The organism is Massilia sp. DJPM01 (assembly GCF_030348125.1).
Classification (GTDB): domain Bacteria; phylum Pseudomonadota; class Gammaproteobacteria; order Burkholderiales; family Burkholderiaceae_D; genus Telluria_A; species Telluria_A frigida.
On record NZ_JAQOZV010000001.1, the window covers coordinates 199,566 to 215,533 of the forward strand.

The window sequence follows — 15,968 nt, forward strand, 5'->3', positions numbered from 1 at the left end:
CCCCTCCCCTCAACTGCGCGGCCAGAGCGCGTGCACGCTCTTGCCGAGATCACGGGCGAGCGCCTCGCCATAGCCGTGCCAGAAGCCGCCCACCCAGGCGCTCAGCGCGTTTGGCGGCTCCGCTATGGCGGCGGGCGCGTCGAAATGGGCAAAGCCAGCGCCGTCGATGCGCGGCTGGCCCTGCGCCGCGTGCGGCTGCAAGACGCCCGCGAACACGGTGGCGGCAAGCTCGCCCAGTCCGGCCGCCAGCCTGGCCAGCGTGTCCACCGGGCGCGGCGCGCTGTCGTGCGGCGTGGCCGGCACATGCCAGGCCACCCCGATGGCGATCTCCCGCCCTTCGAGCAAGGCGTCGAAATTGGAAAAGGTGCGCGCAAAAAAAGTGCTGTAGGCGTGTTCGGTCAGGTGCTCCCTGAGTTCCGGATAGCGCTCGAGCTGCAAGCTGTCGAGCAAGGGCGGCAGGGCAAACAGCTGGCGCCCGAACACGCTCACGCGGGTGCCGCCGGCGCTCGCGGCAAAGGTGATGATGCCGTCGTCGTACAGCGCCGACGCGTTCTCGGAATACACCGTTTTCCAGGCCATGCGCTGCTCGTCGTCGCCGTAGTGCACGCTTTCGATCTTGGAGACATCGATTTCCTTGCCGCCCCACCAGGCCACGTAATTCGGCTGCGGCAGGTAGACATTGCGTTCGGCCTGATGCAGCGGGCGGCCCTGCTTGTCGCGCGTGAGCACGCGCAGTTCGCCGCCGATGTAATCGTTCATGTACGAGATCGATCGGGCGATGTCGACCCGGTTGGCGAATTCGGCCAGCGGCACGGGGAATTCGCGCTGGTACTCGAACAGCACCGCCTGCTCGATGCGGCGCCAGCGCAAGGGCCCGGCGGTGTCCGGCGGCGTGGCCAGCCAGCCGCGCAGCTCATCCAGCTCGCGCTCCATGGCCAGGAAATCGGCATCGCTGCATGCGAGCGTGGCCGGGGATACGGGCGCCTCCTTGCGCAGCAGCTTGTCCTTGGCGCCACTGATGTGCGCGGCGTCCAGCGCCGCCGCCCACGCGCCGAGGACCCAGTTGGCGTAGACCAGCAGCGCCCTGGCGGACGGGTCGTCGTCGAGCCGGCCCAGGCGCGGCGCGATGGCCTGGTTGCATTTGGCGTCGAGCGCATGCTTGAAGGGAAACAAGGCGCTGTCCACCTGTTGCAGCCACGGCGCGGTCAGGCGCAGCAAGGTGGGCGAGCGCTGGCGCTGGCGCGTGGCTTCGACCAGCATCGGATCGGGCAACAGAAAGCCGGGAAACGGCGCCAGCGAGCCGGCCAGGCCCGACAGCGATGGACGGCCGCCACGCGCAATCAGCGCCGCGATCAGCGGCGAACTGGCCGGATCGGCGCCCATCTTGACGGCGCTGGCGCAGTCGACCGCCAGCGCATCGTTGCCGGCGATGATGGCGTGGGTCGCCAGCGCACGCGGCGCCTGCAAGCCGCCCGAGCCGTGCGCCGCGCCGCAGGCGTCGACAATGGCGACATGCGGGGCGCTGGCTTCCAGCAGCGGCAGCAGCGCCAGCCAGGGATCGGTGCGCAGCCGGTAATGGACATCCTTGTCGGCCAGCGGCAACGCGTACAGCAGGGTATTGAGGCACAGGGCGACGTTATCGTGCTGGTCGGTGCGGCACTTGGCGAACACGATGCGCAGCTCGGCCCCGGTCCAGGCGCGCGCAAGGCGCCCGGCCCACGGGTCGCCGGCGGCCGGCGCGTCGGCCAGCTGTTCCGACAAATCGATGATGTCGTAGGGCGTGCCGTTGGCGGTCACGTACTGGTAGCCGAGCAGGTCGGCCAGCACGGCAACATCGCGGTTCTCCAGCCAGGTGCTGGCGCTGTCGGCGCTGGACCCGATCGCCAGCTTGCGCCAGCCGTCGGCGGCCAGCAGGTCGAGCAGCGCTTCCACCAGTTCGCGCCCGACCACCACCGGACTGGCGGGCGCGAACGCGGCCAGGTCGAGCAGGATCAGCGCACTGTTCTTGTTCGCGTCCGGCACGGCGGGCAGGCAGCCCGGCTGGCGCAATGCCAGCCGCAGCAACTCGGCCGGGCTGGCGGAGGCGTCCTCGGCAATGATGAGCACCGGCGCAGCGGGCGCCGGAGCGGTTTTCCTGGGCATCGGCGCGTTACCCGGCCACGCCGGCCGGCGGCGCCGCCTTGACAGGCGGGGCGACGCCGGTCGCCGCCAGCGCATGGCCGATGCCCACCAGCGCATACGCCCAGTTCACATAGGCGGTGCCGAAGCGGACGGTGTCTTCCACGGCGCCCATCGCGCCGCGCAGCGCCAGCTCGACGCCAGCCTTTGCCACGTCGCCGGCGCCGCAGTTGCCGCTGCCGAAATCGAGCAAGGCATGGCCATATTCGACTGCGGAGCGCCCATAGCGGTTGGCGGAGTTCTGCAATGTCGTTTTTGCGGCATTCGTAATTTCATCAAGAGCGACGGCCATGATGCTCTCCATTATCAAATAGGCGACCTGATCGAAGTGAAGTATTAACTCGGCGCAATAAGCATGCGCTGCTTCCATGCTATCTGAATTCGGGCAGCGCACTCGCAGCGGGTTGATGTCAATGAACAAGCATTGATCTATGTCAAACCCTACGCGATTTCACTGTCAGGCCAGCTGCGGATAGCCACAGGCGCGCGCCTCGGCAGCGAGCGCGCCGATGCGGGCATCGTCGTCGTCGCCGCATGGCGTGAAGGCGCGGATCGACAGTGCCGCCATCAGGCCGGCCAGTTCCGGCGCCGGCGCCAGCAGGACGCCGCGCAGGCACGCGCGCACGGCAGCGGGAACGGCGGCGCCGCTCACGAACGGCAAGGCCGGCGACGGCGCCGAGTGGCACAGGATCGCCAGGCCATCCAGGCTGGACGGCTCTTCGCGGCGCAGATAGCCGAGCGTGACGCAATCGATGGCCGCCAGGTCGGCCGCGCCATCGCGCACCAGCGCCAGGCTGGCGCGGTGGCTGCCCGACCATCTGAGCGCGCCGAAGAAGCGCCCCTCGCGCGCCAGCGCGGCCACGGCATGGCGCAGCGCGTTCATGCCGCTGTTGGAATCGATGTCGTTGACGGCGGCGATGCAGCCGCGCGCGTCGGCCAGCGCGCCGATGGCGCCGTCGGCGCGCACCACGATGGCGCTCGAATAATCGCTGCCCTCGCAGCCGGGAAACGCGTACGCCGGCGTGGCCAGCAGAGCGACCCGGCCGCGCAGCCGGGTCAGGTATGGATAGCCGCAAGTCTGGCTGAGCAGCATGTCGGGGCGCGTCCAGAATTCCGGCAATGCCGGTGCGCGTTCGAGTTCGACGGCGGCGCCGAAACCATCCACGCGCAGTGCGCCCAGCAGCGCCTCGAACAGGGCGTCGTAGCCTGCCCTGATCCCGGCCGACAGCTCATACATGGGGAACGCGGCTTTCCATGTCATGGACTGGACTCCGGCATATGGGGATGAACGGGGGCGTCGACCGGCCTCACGCCGAAGCGGCGCATCAGCTCACCGTAGCCGCGCACATAAAAACCGCCGCTGCGCGCAATGTACGCGGCGCGCCGCGCGTGATACACCCGCCCCAGCAGATACCACGGCAGCGATGGCACATCGTGATGCACCAGATGAAAATTATTGTTCAAGAATAACAGGCGGAACACAAATCCCGCTTCATTGAGCACGATGCGCTGCTTGTGCTCTTCGGCCGGGCGGTGCTCGTAGAACGAGCGGATCATCGCCAGCGACTGGGCCGGATAGGAAATCGCCAGCACATAATAGAGCGCCGCCACGCCAAATACGGCCTCGACCAACCACAGCATGGCGCCGAGCAGGGCCACATGACCCAGCCACATCGGCACATTCCGCCAATTGCCCCGCAGCGGCTCGCGCAGCGCGTGCGCCCAGGTCGCGCCAATCGCCATGGCCGGCCCCACCAGCATCCGTCCCCAGAAGGTCTTGTTCATCCACAGCAGCGAGCGCATCGGCTGGCCCAGGCCGGCCCACGTTGCCGGCGACACATAATGGCTTTCGGTATCGAGCGCCGGCATGGTCAGGTGGAAATCGACGTGATGGCGCAGATGGCTGTCGCGATACAGGCGGTAGGGATACCACACGGCCAACGGCATGGTGCCGAACAGGCGGTTGAGCGCCGCCCAGCGGGTGGGATGGCCGTGGATCAACTCATGCTGAAGCGACATGTACCACGCGCACCACCAGATCATCAGCGCAGTCGCCCCCGGCCTGCCCAGTTCGCGCCAGCAGGCCAGCGTGGCCAGCCAGCCGCCGTGGATCACCACGATCAGCAGCCAGGTGGGCCACTCGGCGCGCCACAGCCAGCGCGCGCGTTCGCCACTGATTTGCCCCTGCTGCGCCGCATCCACGTAGATCGAGGGCGCCTGCCGTGCCAGTCGTGATTGCATCAGTCATCCTTGATTGCCCGTACTGGCATTGTGGGTGGCTGTGGACGGCTGGATGTTGATGCACGGCAACGCCGTGCCATCAGAACCGCGCTTTGACGCGCAGGCCGACTGTCCGGGGACGCGCCATGAACAAGGTGTCGCCCGGCTGGATGGCGATGCTGTTGGTGGTAACATCGCTCACCTTGTTGCCGTTGGTAAGATTGGTGCCGAACAAGCCCACTTCGATGCCGCCCGTGAGGTAGGTCACGCTGGCGTTGAGCGTGTTCGACGATGGTATTTCCGCATAGCTGCCCTGGGCGGCGGCAAAATTGGTGTAGGCCCGGCCCTTGTAGGCATAGCTGGCCGCCAGGCTAATGGCATCGCTGCCGGCCAGCGGAACGCGGTAGCCGGCAGTGGCGCTGGCCGCCACGCGCGGGGCGTACGGGGTGCGCGCGCCAGCCGGGATGTTTTGCGCCGCGATGCCGGTGATCACCGCATCCCTGGCGTACGCATGGTTGTAGGCCGCATGCAAGCCGATGCTGGCCTGCCGCGTCAGCTTGACCGATGTGTCCAGTTCCACGCCTTGGCTGCGGATCTTGCCGGCGTTCTGGGTGAAGTAATACGTGCATGGCAACTTGTTGAACACCTGCACGTCGTTCCAGTTGCTGAGGTAAGCGTTCACATTGAGCGTCATGCGCTGCCCGAACAGGGTATTCTTGGAACCGGCTTCGTAGCTCCACAGGCTGTCGGGCGCGAAGGTGGCCGGCGCGTTCACGCCGCAAAAATTGAACGGCACCGGCTGGTTGTTGCCGCCGTAGCGGAAACCCTTGCCCGCATTCGCATACAGCATGTGTTGCCGGTCGATCCGATAGGCAGCCGCGAAGCGCGGATTGGCGCCCTGGGCGGTGGCGCTGCTGCTGCTCGTTTCCGGGCTGCCGGTCGGGGCGGCGGGGGTCGCGCCCACCAGGTTGCCGAACAGGCCGCTGAAATGCAGGTCGAAATCCTGCGTGCCCTTGAACAGGCGCAGCCCGGCGGTCAGGTCCAGCTTGTCGAGCACGGTGTACGTGCCTTCGGCAAACAGCGCGACCTGGTGCGAACGGGTGTCTTGGCGGCCCGAGAAATAATTGTCGGGCGTGGTCGCCAGGTCGTTCGCCTGCGAGCTGTAACCGGGGAAATGGCGGGTCTCGCCGAAACGCGCATCGAAGCCGGCGGTGGGCTGCTCCTGGCGCAGCTTGCGCTTGCCGGTTTCAAAAAAGGCGCCGGCAGTCCACTTGAACGGGCCGCCATCGCGCGAGTTCAGGCGCAGTTCCTGGGCAAAATCGGTGATGGCGTTATCGATCGTGTACGCCGACGCCATCAGGGGATTCTTGCCGCCGAAAATGAAGGCGGTGGCCGGATACTGGGCCGCCGTGGCGTATTGCGTATCGCGGTGCAGATAGGAGGTCGACGACACCAGCTGCGCGCCGCCCAGGTCATAGTGCACGGCCAGGTTGACCAGTTGCAGCGCATCGTTGCTCTTTTGCGGCAGCAGCGCATAGGTGGTGAACGGCGCCAGCTTGCCGTAGGCATCGTTGATGCCGCCCTTGATGTTGGAGGCGGTGACGCTGGCGTCGATCACCAGGCCGGCCTGGGCGCGGATGCGCAAGGCGGCGCGCCCCTGGTTGGTCGAGACGGCGTTGGTGCTGGCGCCATTGAAGTCGTTGCGGATGTAGCCCGAATCGGCGCCGCTGTAGGCCGTCAGGCGCAGGCCCGCCACCGCGTCCTTGAGCGGCAGGTTGAGCATGCCGCGCAGATTGTGGTTATTGCCGCCGAAACCGCCAGTGCGCGAACCGACCGCTTCCACCGAACCGAACAGGTCGTTGGTATCGGGCTTCCGGGTGATCTGGCGCACCGCGCCGGCCATGGCACTGGCGCCGAACAGGGTGCCCTGCGGGCCTTGCAGCACTTCGATGCGTTCCAGGTCCAGCACCCGCAGGTCCGGATTGCCCGATTTCAGGGTGACCGGCATCTCATCCACATACACCGCCACCAGCGAGGAATCCTGGATTTCCGATGGCACGATGCCGCGCACCACCAATCCGCGCATGGTGATGTTGTTCACGCCCGGCCCCTGCTCCTGCACGCTCATGGCGGGTACCAGGCGCGCGATATCGCTCAGGTTGCCCAGCCCGAATTTGGCCAGCCCTTCCGGCTGGAGCACCGTGATGGCCGCCGCCACCTGCTGCACGTCGACCGCGTTGACGGCGCGCGTGGCGGTGATCTCGACGCGCTCGACCTGGTCGGAATCGCTGTTCCCGGCGGCCTGGCGCGCCGCGGCGCGCGCGGCGGCGTCCGTGCCCACCTGCTGCGCCTGCGCCGCGCCGATCACGCCCAGCGACAACATCGCCAGCGCTCCATGTGCAATCAACTGCTTACCCATTGCTATTGTCCAATCTGTTTTTTGATACTGCATGAAAAAAGTATATCGATGCCATCCATGCCTGAACACGAAGATTACCGACTTTAGTTATCTGGAAATGTTAGCCGGGACGGATGGGGCGCACCCGCCCGCAGGCGCCGATCGGCTGAACTGGAATAGCGGGGGCATCGTCATCGCGGGCCGGGGCTTGAGGCGGGAACGGGCGCGCGCTGCGCGTGTCCTTGCCTGCCGCCGGGAATGAGGCGCCGGAATGATCGATCATTTTGACAACAATGTCAATTTCCCACCTGTGCGCACGCATGCAAAAGCAATGCGAGTTGGTTCTTATTTACATGGTTTTTACGGCAAGGTATGCTGTTTCACAATGGACACGTTTGACATCGATCTTGCGCCGGGCCGCCAGTCTGCCTTCGGTTTTCCATCAACAAGGACACCATGCAAAAAGCGCCATCCCTGCCAGCCCCGTCGAACCAGGATGCCGTGCAGCGCAGCGTGGCCGACACGCGGCAAGAGGGCCAGCCTGGCGCGGCCGGCACGCTGGCCGGTCCGCAGGCGGAACGCCTGGGCCAGCTCGCCGACCTCGCCAACGCCAGCGCGCAGGGCGCGCTACAGCGCCGGCTGGCCGGGATGGCCCAGGCCAGCGCCAGCGCGCGCGCGGTGAACCGCAGCGGCTTGCCGCACCAGTTAAAGAGCGGCATTGAAGCGCTGTCCGGCATGTCGATGGACCAGGTCACGGTGCATTACAACTCGGACCGGCCGGCCCAGCTCCAGGCGCTGGCCTATGCCCAGGGCACCGACATCCACCTCGCCCCCGGCCAGGAACAGCACCTGCCGCACGAAGCCTGGCATGTGGTGCAGCAGGCCCAGGGCCGGGTCGCGCCGACCCTGCAGATGAAGGGCGGCGTGCCCGTCAACGATGACGCCGCCCTGGAGCGCGAGGCCGATACGATGGGGCTCAAGGCGCTCCAGGCCCCGCAAGCGAGCTGCGGCTTGCGCCCGCTGTCCCTGCACGGGCGCAAGCCGGTGCAGCGCATTGCCACCCAGGTCGTACTGGGCGCCACCAACACGGTGACGGTGCACATCGTCGGACGTCCGCCGAATGCCTATGGTGCATCGTCGGGCGACCACCTCACCGCCTTCTCGGCGCGCCAGTTCGGTGTCGTGATCGCGCTCAACAATCAAAATTTCTGGCAGGCGCTGGCCCGGCTCGACGAATTCATCAACGGCATCCAGGACATGCCGGGCTTCAAGCTGACGGTGAGCATGCCCGCCGCCCAGCGCGCCAAGCTGCTCAAGGCCTGGACGCGCATGCGCACCTTGCGCAACGATTTGCCCTCACCGCTGGAATTGCTCGACGTCAAACCGGACCAGCAGGTCGGCGCGTTCGCGCTATCGCAGATGCAGGAACTGATTTCAACCTACCTGGACGTGGTCGAACTGATTCCCCTGTCGACCATCAACGTGGCGGCCAAATACAAGGCCGGCGCGGGGAAAGGCAAGGGCGAGTCGGCGCCGCTGGGGGTGATACGCGGCATCGAATCGGCTTTATCGGAAGGCACGGAGCCCGTCGTGGACAAGGACGCGTTCAGCGCCGCTTTCCTGGGCCTGTTCGATGCCAGCGCGGCGGCGCTGGTGGCGGCCGAACTCGATCAGACCATGCTGGAAAACACCGGCTCCGGCTTTGCCCACGGCTCGTCCCCGTTCGCGCGCGTGCGCTCGATGATCGAGCACCACCTGGTCACCATGTACCAGAGCTTCCCGCGCACCATGGCAAAAATGGGAGACCGCGACGTCCTGAAAGCGGACATGACCAAAACCATTCTGCCGCGCATGCTCCAGGAATGGGAGGGCGACATTGCCTTTCTGCAGAAGCGGATCGCCGCCAAGCAGGTGGTTCAGCAGACACAGCGGGCAGATCTGCTCGTCCAGAGAGGCAACGCGACCAAGCAGCGGCGCGAAATCCGCGGCCGCATCGCCGCCGCCGTGGAAGAGGAAAACAGCGCCAACGAGCAGATTACCGTCATCCGCAAGTACATCGCGGAACTCAAAAAGGACCGGGTCGGCACCGATGCCCTGGTCGCGCCGCTGGGCACGACGGCGCGCCAACACGTCACGAGCGACGACGGCAGCAAAGACGTGGACGAGGACGAGGACCAACAGGACGCGGACGAGGATCAGGTGGAGGAAGAAGAAGCCGACGCCATCACCTGGGGCGGCCCGGCAGTACAGGTCCGGCTCGACAAGAAGGACGTGATCACCGATATCCGCTTTGCCGGCCGCAGTGCCTCGCCACTGATCGGCGGCTCGATGGGTGCCCACACCACCTCGTGGATCGCCCACCTGGACCGGATCCGCGCCGCGCTGGTGAACCAGCGTTCTGAGCATTGCCGCGACATCCTGCTGGCCCTGTGGGAGGAAGCGGTAGCCAGCAGCACGCGCATGCAGCGCGCATTCAGCGATACCAGCGCCGGCGAGGCGCAGCGCGACGCGGCCCTCAAGGGCTTCACGCAGCACCAGGCCGGCATGACAAGCGCAGCGACCCCGGCAATGCGCATCTCGCTGCTCCAGCTGGCCGTGCAGTCGCTGCTGAACTACACCAACAGCATCCCCGGCGCGACGCTGGAAGCGACCGATACCGGCGGCAAGAGCGAAGGCAAGGCGCGCGGCTTTCTGCTCGGCTACGAACGTGGCAAGATCACTGCCAGCGCCAGGTCACTCAAAGCGGCCCTGATCGCCCTGCTCGACGTGAAGGTGGTCGCGCCGAAAGCCTTGCTGACCGTGGTCGCCAACCACCTGGAGGTCGTCGAGCGGGCTTATCCGCTGAGCTGGAAAGCCAGCGGCCTGGGCAAGAACGCCAAACTGACTGCCGCCAAAAGCGTGGCGGCCGAGCTCGCCAGGCTGAAATCGGGCACATTCAGCCGCGTCCTGGACGTGCCGGAGGCCGACAGCGGCAAGCCGCTCACCAGCTTCGACCTGGCCTCGTTTTCGCTCGGCGACATGGGCGGCACCAAGGGCGACAAAGGCGCTGCCAAGGGCGCCAGCGGCGGCTCCGTCAAGGCCGCCGCCAACGCCGATTACCAGTATGAAGACGTGGACATGTACCGCATCCTGGATGCGGAAGTGGCGCGCCTGGCGCTGCCGGGCATCACCATCGTTCCGCCAACCGACAATATGCATCCCGGCCAGTTGCAGCAGCGCCTGAGCGAAACCACGCCGGGCAACCGCGCGCTCGACCGCACCATCCTGGTACCGTTCAATATCGGTAACTACCACTGGGTCGGCATCGTGATCGTGCTGGGGCGCGATATCGTCGGGGCGCCGCCGGCCATCGTGCGCTACCTCGATCCGCTGCGCGGCTTGCGCAGCATCGATGGCGCCGTACTGGCGGAAATCCGCGCCGTGTTCCCGGGCGCCGAGGTGGAAGACGCCGGCCGCGTGCTGCAAATCGACGGCACCAGTTGCGGCCCGCTCACCATCGTCAACCTGCTGCGCCAGGGACAAGGCCAGGGCCTGACCCATAACGTGGTGTCCACCGCCGGCTACACGGCGGCGCTGCGCGAACAGCATATCGCCCTGCTCGAAAACGTCCAGCCGGGCGCCAACTTCCGCGCGCGCCAGAGCGAAGGCGGCACGGTGAGCTCAAGTTTCGACTCGGCCCGCTATCTGGGCAAGAAACTGACCTATACCCGCAAAGGCACCGAGCGCATCGTCGCAATCGCCCACACGATCCGCACCCTGCCCGATCCGGTACGGCAACCGATCCAGACTGCGTTTGCCGAGATCGCCAAGCTCGCCAAGAACCTTTTGCGCGACGTGTCCCACGATTACGCGCTGCTGCGCAAGGGTTTTACCGGCGCGCGCCTGGCCGTGAACGCGCTGGGCGATGGCAACCCGGCCCGGGAACTATTCGCCACGCTGATGACGCGCCTGTGGGGAGCGGAACCGAGCAAGTTCGGGGAGAATTTCAATCACCTCAAGATTGCCGACTTCGATGAACTGATGGTCATCATCGGCCATGTGCTCGGCACGGACGATCTTGCCAAGCCGCTGGCCGCCTTGCAGGAAGGCCTGAAAATCGACGAGGCCGAGGTGCGCAAACTGGCCGACGCCAGCAAGAAATAAGGCCGGCGGAGGTGCCCACGGTAGAATGGGCCGAGCGGCACGCGCCGGACGGTCCGCAGCGACCAAGGAGAAACGCGCCCCATGCAGATCAGCCAGCATCCCACCCACACCCTCGACCTGCGCGTGCGCGAGCTGCGCCAGTTGTTCAATTCGCTCGATCCGGCTCCCTTCCTGAACAAGGACCTCGACCGTGCGTGCGAGGCCTACATCGAGAACTGGGCGCTGTCGCTGCCGCACGATAGCCACATGCACCTGACCATCCATGTCGAACAGCTACCGGACGAGAGCGACCCAGGCGCGCTGGTGGGCGATGCCATCCACAATTACTACGGTTACAAGATCGCACTGGTCCGGGGCGAACTTGGGCAACTGCTGCGGCTGGGCCGCCTCAGCCTGGGCGTGGGCCTGGTCTTCGTCATCGCCTGCCTGCTGCTGGCCGAAGCCATCAGCAGCTTCCTGCCCGGCCCCGGCGCCAAGATTGCCCATGAAAGCCTGACCATCGTCGGCTGGGTGGCGATGTGGCGTCCGGTACAGATTTTCCTGTACGACTGGTGGCCGCTCAAGGGGCGCATCAAGGTGTTCGAGAACTTGCGCTGTGCGCGCGTGAGCGTGGTTCAGGCCTTGAGCGCCCCAAGCCATTAAATCTATCGCAACGAATCAGCAGCTTGAACCGTATCGAAAAAACTTGCAAAACCTGCCAAATAGAAAAATATTCAACTGCTCAATTTGCAAGCCCATCTTGCCGGTTTATAATGCTTTCATGCAAACAACAATTTGTTGTGAGAACGCTCGAATCCACGTGGAGAAACACTTGAAAGCCAGATTACTGCACACTGCCGCACTGTTCATGTTGACCCTGCCCGCCAGCGCGGCCAGCCCCGCCCCGGCCGGAGAACCGGCGGAGCTGTACACCCGCCTGGACCGCTATCACGTCAAGTATTCGCTCAACAACGACTACACCAGCACCGAAACGCACGACTGGGCCATGAAAGTGCTCAAGGAAAAAGCCCTGGCCAGCGCCAAGGAAGCCTCGATTTCATACAGCACCAGCATTGAAAAAGCCGAAGTGCTGAGCGCGTACACCATCAAGGCCGATGGCCGCCGCATCGACGCGCCCAAATCGAATTACCAGGTGGTGACCAACACCGGCAACGCCAAGGATGCGCCGGTGTATTCCGACCGCACCACGCTCACGGTGGTGTTCCCGGAAGTGGCGGTTGGCGACACCGTCGGTTTTTCGTACAAGCTGACCCAGACCGAACCGATGTTTCCGAAGCAGTACTCGATCGTTCACTATTTCAGCCGCGACACCGCCTACGACGACGCCAGGATCACGCTCGACTATCCGGCCACGCTCGCGGCCCAGCTCGACGTGCACGAACTGACCCCGGCTTCCAGCACCGAAACCAACGGCCGCAAGGAACTGTCGTGGACCTTCACCAACAAGGTGCCGCTCAAGGACAAGCGTAACGATTACTCGGTGTTCGACGTCGACACCCTGCCGGGACTGGCGTTTTCGACCTTCACCTCGTATGCCGACATCGCCCGGGCCTACGGCGCGCGCGCCACGCCGAAAGCGGCCGTCAGCGAGGAAGTCCAGGCGCTGGCCGACCAGATCGCCAAGGACCAGAAGACCCCGCGCGACACCGCCCGCGCCCTGTACGACTGGGTATCGACCAACATCACCTATGCCGGCAATTGCATCGGCACCGGCGCCGTGGTCCCGCACGACATTGCCTTCATCCTGAAAAACAAGATGGGCGATTGCAAGGACCACGCCACGCTGCTGCAAGCGCTGCTGGCGGCCAGGAAGATCGAGAGCACGCAAGCGCTGATCAACGCCGGCAGCGCTTATCGGCTGGCCAAGGTGCCGGTGGTATCGCGCGTCAATCACGTGATCAACTACCTGCCGGCGTTCGACCTGTTCGTCGACTCGACCTCGGACTCCACCCCATTCGGCATGCTGCCCTACAGTTCGCAGGACAAGCCAGCCTTGATGGTCGACGGTTTCAAGGAAGGCCTCAGGACTCCGGCCGCCCCAGCGGGATCGAATCTCCAGACCATGAAAACGCGCATCAAGATCAACGATGACGGTTCCGTGACCGGCAGCGTGGACGTGGCGCTCAAGGGCCAGTACGCCCTCGGCCTGCGCGAGGGCTTGCGCGGCGCCGGCAAGGAGACCATGGAAAACATGGTCAAGAACGTGTTGAAGGGCATGGGTTACATCGGCACGGGCAAGTTTGAAAGCGACGATCCGGCCGCCTTGATCAATACCTTGAACTACAAGGCCAGTTTCGAGTTCAAGAATTTCACCCAGTTCCCCGGCGCCGGCGCCTTTGTCATTCATCCGGTGTTCGTCAGCAGCTCGCCGGTGGCGCGTTTTGTGGCGGCCGGATCGGACGATGAAGAAACGCTGACCGAGTTTGCCTGCTCCAACGGGGCCAGCGTGGAAGAATACGTGTTCACCTTCCCCAAGAAGATGAAAGTGCTGGCCGTGCCCGATAACCTGGCGGTCAAGTCGGCCAACATCAGCTACAAGGCCAGCTATCGCCTCAAGGGAAACCAGCTGACGGTCACGCGCGAGGTGGACGACCACACGCGCGGCAATGTGTGCGCGCCGGCCATCGCGGCCGAGTACAAGGCCTTTTCCAGGAAAGTGCTGCCCAACCTGAAGGCGCAAGTCGTCTATAAATAACTGGCGGCCATCGCGGGGCGGGACAGGCCGTCCGCACCGGTTTGCGCAGTTCGAAAAAACGCTCACGGCCAGGGATGGCGGTGAGCGTTTTTTTTGCCCGTTCCGCTTGCGCTGCGCCAGGCCGACGCGCGCCGCATGCCGGACTTATCCGGCATGGCCCATCGTGCGCCATGCAATATCCGGTTTTTCCACGTCCAGGAAATCGCGGGCGATCACGTACTGATTCATATTTTCGCAATACGCTTTTGCCAGATCGGCCTGTGCCGCCAGATTCAGATTCTTCACCGACTCATACACCTGAATTTTTTCCCTCAAAAATACAGCATGATCGGGATGCCTCACCGGATATCGCTGCATGTCGGCTTCGTGCTTCCTGACCTCCTCGTTCAGGTGCACCTGCATCAATGCGGGCACCTGCGCGCGTAACTGCGCAGCCGCAGCGATGACCTTAGCGCTGTCGAAATAGCCCAAAGGCCGCGGCGCGTTCGTCTGGCCGATTGTCTGCGCCCCGGTTTTCATTGAATCGGCTTCGTATCGTTTTCCGATTTCAGCGACGGCGCCGGCATCGGACCGGCAAGCCAAAAAGTGAAGTTTCCATTCAAGACCGGCTTCCTCGATGAGTTTGGAGGAATCCGAGGACAACCTCCTGCTTCTGAGAACATTCAAGAGCACGCCAAGGCAGCTGCGCGATTTTGCTTCGAGGGTGATGATTTCCATTCGTTCGCCGGCCGGACAATCCCGGTTTTCCAGGCATGTGATGGCAGCCTCACTTTGCTTTTCGTCAAATGACGAGAGCTGGTAGTTCCACACTTCACCGCCCCCACAAATCGACGTGGGCAGCTTTACCTGGGTCGCGCCAATAACAGGGTAGATTTCCAGAGCTATCCACATAAAGTGCCCATGCATAGTGTAGAAGTACAAGGGAACTTCAGGCAGTGTCCAGGTGACTGTGCCATGTTTTTTCGCGTAAGCGCCATGTGCAACGATATAAGACGTGATCTTCGTCGATTGTTCACTGCCGATATGGTAGCTGTGCCAGCCTTTGCCAAGCGTCGTCCGTTTTGCTTTGGGCATGTCAATTTCTCCAATGTGATAGCAGGGACGGCGAGAGGTCTGGACACTGCCCCGGCCCTTCAGCACATCCGTACCCAGCGGATCAACATTAGCTGGGCCGGTCAGGACGGCGAAGGATAATTAGAAAAATTAGCGCACTGCCAGGGCCACGCCGATCATCGGCGTGACCCTGGCAGTCTCTTGAATCGCGCCGCCTCAGGAAAGCGCCGCCGTGGAATGCACCACGACCAGCAGATCGTCGATCAGGTCCGCCCTCAGGCCGGCGACGCTGCCGGCGGGGTACGGTCGGAACTGGAGTCTGGTGGCATCGCTGACAATTCCCATGCTGATCGGGTCTGCACGCCCGGCGCATCGCGGACGTGCATGTGGGAGCGCCGCGAACCCCGGCGCGGTCGGGCGCATCAAGGGAACACGGCGCTTGCAAGGAAGCCGATAGTGGACGCGGGCGCGCGTCAGCCGGCCAGCCGGCGCAGCGGCGTGGTGGATCAGGAAGTGAATGTGGATGGCGTGCATCCGGAGCGCTGGCTGAGCCATTGCAACCCTTCTGTTCTGTACTTGCATTTCGATCTTCTATCCGCGCCGGGCGGATACCACGAATCTACAAACAAAGCGAACTCAGCTGCAATGCTCGGCATGTTTAACATGTAACAATACTAAACATTAAATTTTTTGCAACGCAAAGAGTATACGAAAGAGTTATTTTCCTGTCAATCGGAGATTTTGTAACTCATGGTTTTCAATTTGGGCATGGCATGCCAGGCGCGCAAGCCGCAGTCACGCAGGCGTGCCGCTCCAGAGCACCACGGAAAAGTCTTTTTGCGAGGCGATTTGCGGCATGGGCGAGAGCGGGAGGACATTGCGCTCCGCTGCGCTCCCGGACTTCAAGCACCTCGCCGTGGTGGCCCGCCCTGCATCGGCAGACGCACGCCGGGGCGAGCGGCCGCCATCCGCACCATGAGCGGAGCCGCTCATGGTGCGCCGTGGGACGGGAACGATGTCGCTTTCAATGCTGGCATGGCAAAGGACACGCGCGCGTGCCGTACGCCTGAAGCCAGGCATGGCAATTGCAGCAATGTTCCTGCGTAAAAAAGGCGAACGCGCCAAACAATCCCGAGCGCAGCAACTGCGGAAAAGGCAGGCCGGCGTTCCGCCTGCGGCGACGCGCACGGCCGGAAAGATGCGCCAGGCGACGGCCGGTCGTGGTTTTTTTGACTAACTCATCAGAAACCTGCAGAACGCCGTGAACGATCTTGGTATAGT

11 protein-coding genes are annotated in these 15,968 nt (G+C 64.2%); 5 read left to right on the forward strand and 6 right to left on the reverse strand.

Annotated features, from left to right (window positions below):
* Nucleotides 1–9 precede the first annotated feature (9 nt).
* From PO883_RS00845 to PO883_RS00865, 5 genes are all read right to left on the reverse strand, one after another.
* Nucleotides 10–2,142: a DUF362 domain-containing protein gene (locus PO883_RS00845; RefSeq protein ID WP_289308093.1), complete on the reverse strand. Its 2,133-nt coding sequence runs from the start codon at nucleotides 2,140–2,142 to the stop codon at nucleotides 10–12.
* Between the two features lie 7 nt (nucleotides 2,143–2,149).
* Nucleotides 2,150–2,599, reverse strand: a complete 450-nt coding sequence (locus PO883_RS00850) for a hypothetical protein (protein WP_289308094.1) — start codon at nucleotides 2,597–2,599, stop codon at nucleotides 2,150–2,152.
* 36 nt (nucleotides 2,600–2,635) lie between these two features.
* Nucleotides 2,636–3,439 carry a phosphate/phosphite/phosphonate ABC transporter substrate-binding protein gene (locus PO883_RS00855; protein ID WP_289308095.1) on the reverse strand — a complete coding sequence of 268 codons (804 nt, stop codon included), beginning with the start codon at nucleotides 3,437–3,439 and terminating at the stop codon, nucleotides 2,636–2,638.
* Entirely contained in the window at nucleotides 3,436–4,419 is a 984-nt protein-coding gene (locus PO883_RS00860; protein WP_289308096.1) for a fatty acid desaturase, read from the reverse strand. Before PO883_RS00860 ends, PO883_RS00855 begins: the two co-directional genes overlap by 4 nt.
* A gap of 79 nt (nucleotides 4,420–4,498) precedes the next feature.
* Complete coding sequence (locus PO883_RS00865; RefSeq protein ID WP_289308097.1) at nucleotides 4,499–6,817, reverse strand: TonB-dependent receptor; 2,319 nt, start codon at nucleotides 6,815–6,817, stop codon at nucleotides 4,499–4,501.
* A 435-nt stretch (nucleotides 6,818–7,252) separates the two neighbouring features.
* Here PO883_RS00865 and PO883_RS00870 point away from each other — a divergent pair, with 435 nt between their 5' ends.
* The 3 genes from PO883_RS00870 to PO883_RS00880 all read left to right on the forward strand — a co-directional run bounded on the left by PO883_RS00870 (nucleotide 7,253) and on the right by PO883_RS00880 (nucleotide 13,634).
* Complete coding sequence (locus tag PO883_RS00870; protein ID WP_289308098.1) at nucleotides 7,253–10,939, forward strand: DUF4157 domain-containing protein; 3,687 nt, start codon at nucleotides 7,253–7,255, stop codon at nucleotides 10,937–10,939.
* Between the two features lie 81 nt (nucleotides 10,940–11,020).
* Nucleotides 11,021–11,581: a hypothetical protein gene (locus PO883_RS00875; protein ID WP_289308099.1), complete on the forward strand. Its 561-nt coding sequence runs from the start codon at nucleotides 11,021–11,023 to the stop codon at nucleotides 11,579–11,581.
* Between the two features lie 169 nt (nucleotides 11,582–11,750).
* A complete protein-coding gene (locus PO883_RS00880) occupies nucleotides 11,751–13,634 on the forward strand; it encodes a DUF3857 and transglutaminase domain-containing protein (RefSeq protein WP_289308100.1) in 1,884 nt (627 codons plus the stop codon).
* Nucleotides 13,635–13,778: 144 nt separating this feature from the next.
* Here PO883_RS00880 and PO883_RS00885 read toward each other — a convergent pair whose 3' ends face one another.
* Nucleotides 13,779–14,708 carry a putative adhesin gene (locus PO883_RS00885; RefSeq protein ID WP_289308101.1) on the reverse strand — a complete coding sequence of 310 codons (930 nt, stop codon included), beginning with the start codon at nucleotides 14,706–14,708 and terminating at the stop codon, nucleotides 13,779–13,781.
* A 216-nt stretch (nucleotides 14,709–14,924) separates the two neighbouring features.
* On the opposite strand from PO883_RS00885, the gene PO883_RS00890 reads away from it, so the two are divergent.
* Together PO883_RS00890 and PO883_RS00895 are read left to right on the forward strand one after the other, a co-directional pair.
* Nucleotides 14,925–15,356 (forward strand): hypothetical protein, encoded by a 432-nt coding sequence (locus PO883_RS00890; protein WP_289308102.1) that lies wholly within the window; start codon nucleotides 14,925–14,927, stop codon nucleotides 15,354–15,356.
* Nucleotides 15,357–15,765: 409 nt separating this feature from the next.
* Complete coding sequence (locus tag PO883_RS00895; protein ID WP_289308103.1) at nucleotides 15,766–15,924, forward strand: hypothetical protein; 159 nt, start codon at nucleotides 15,766–15,768, stop codon at nucleotides 15,922–15,924.
* Nucleotides 15,925–15,968: the final 44 nt, after the last annotated feature.

Coding starts and splice junctions, on each gene's coding strand:
- PO883_RS00845 (WP_289308093.1), bottom strand. CDS start 2,142: ATGCCCAGGAAAACCGCTCCGGCGCCCGCTGCGCCGGTGCTCATCATT.
- PO883_RS00855 (WP_289308095.1), bottom strand. CDS start 3,439: ATGACATGGAAAGCCGCGTTCCCCATGTATGAGCTGTCGGCCGGGATC.
- PO883_RS00860 (WP_289308096.1), bottom strand. CDS start 4,419: ATGCAATCACGACTGGCACGGCAGGCGCCCTCGATCTACGTGGATGCG.
- PO883_RS00865 (WP_289308097.1), bottom strand. CDS start 6,817: ATGGGTAAGCAGTTGATTGCACATGGAGCGCTGGCGATGTTGTCGCTG.
- PO883_RS00870 (WP_289308098.1), top strand. CDS start 7,253: ATGCAAAAAGCGCCATCCCTGCCAGCCCCGTCGAACCAGGATGCCGTG.
- PO883_RS00875 (WP_289308099.1), top strand. CDS start 11,021: ATGCAGATCAGCCAGCATCCCACCCACACCCTCGACCTGCGCGTGCGC.
- PO883_RS00885 (WP_289308101.1), bottom strand. CDS start 14,708: ATGCCCAAAGCAAAACGGACGACGCTTGGCAAAGGCTGGCACAGCTAC.
- PO883_RS00890 (WP_289308102.1), top strand. CDS start 14,925: ATGCACCACGACCAGCAGATCGTCGATCAGGTCCGCCCTCAGGCCGGC.
- PO883_RS00895 (WP_289308103.1), top strand. CDS start 15,766: ATGGCAATTGCAGCAATGTTCCTGCGTAAAAAAGGCGAACGCGCCAAA.